The organism is Paraburkholderia sp. SIMBA_053 (genome assembly GCF_046534895.1).
GTDB lineage: Bacteria > Pseudomonadota > Gammaproteobacteria > Burkholderiales > Burkholderiaceae > Paraburkholderia > Paraburkholderia caledonica.
The window spans coordinates 1-261 of sequence record NZ_JAWRXU010000973.1 but is presented as its reverse complement, the minus strand read 5'-3'; the positions used below and the strand labels follow the sequence as shown (position 1 = coordinate 261).

1 protein-coding gene is annotated in these 261 nt (G+C 72.0%); it reads right to left on the bottom strand.

Annotation, left to right across the window (positions count from 1 at the left end):
* On the bottom strand, nt 1-261 hold a 261-nt coding region (locus SB753_RS38500), incomplete at both ends, for a hypothetical protein (RefSeq protein WP_410805345.1).

Here is a 261-nt window from a genome sequence, read left to right as displayed (position 1 = left end):
CACGCGGTCGAGCTTGTCTCGCCACATCTGCGCCACCTGCTGCTGCGCGCGATCGGCATCGAAACCGGCCGGCAGCGCGACCGCGCCGGTCTGCGGCACCACCAGCGCGACCTCGCGCACCTCGCCCGGCGCCAAGTGCCAGCGGTACAGCAGCGCGCCGGAAGCCAGGCCGGTCTCGTCCTTGACCTGGGTGGTCTGCGGCAGTGCCGGGGCGCTGAGCTGCTTGTAGGCCATGCCGCTGTCGAAGGCGGTGACGAAGGC